The sequence below is a fragment of the uncultured Metabacillus sp. genome, assembly GCF_947503125.1.
Classification (GTDB): domain Bacteria; phylum Bacillota; class Bacilli; order Bacillales; family Bacillaceae; genus Metabacillus.
Map to the genome: position 1 here is coordinate 1 of NZ_CANNCR010000188.1, position 525 is coordinate 525.

The following is a 525-nucleotide window of genomic DNA, read 5'->3' on the forward strand; positions in this document are numbered from 1 at the left end:
TCTATTCAAGAAGGAAAAAAGCAGAATGTAAACAAAAAGTAGCTATTTTCCAAGAAACAGTTAAAAGACAAATAGTAAAAGTGAAAAAGGTCCTTAGAAAAAGGAATTGGAGCCAGAGAATAAAGGATCAGACTGGTAAAGACCCAATGGTCTGTTCAAAGTGTTCGTGTTACTATGAATTCAAGGGATCCGTCTGTCTTCAGAACGGAGTCTTGAAGATAAAATATGCCAAATGTAAATATTCAAGGGCATATCTTGAAAGGATGGTTTCATATTTCACCGGTATCGAAACAACGCAAAAAAGGGAAGAAAAAGAAAAAGTCTATAAACCTAAACCCGTCCAAGAAACAGAGCGTCAGCTATGTTTGTTTGGTGTGTCATGAAAAAGAAGAAATTCCTTTAAGTGTAGTTAGGGATTTTGATTTAATGGACGATGGTGATCCAACAACTCCACCTATGTTTTCATGTGAAAAATGTGGAGGAGAAATGTACCCTGAGTTTTATAAAGGAATTCATGGAATAGAG

General features: G+C 35.6%; 1 protein-coding gene. It reads left to right on the forward strand.

Going from position 1 to position 525, the window contains the following annotated elements; genetic code table 11:
* Positions 1 to 225: 225 nt before the first annotated feature.
* Positions 226 to 525, forward strand: a 300-nt coding sequence (locus Q1B07_RS26765) for a hypothetical protein (protein WP_299834327.1), incomplete at its 3' end; no start/stop codon positions are given.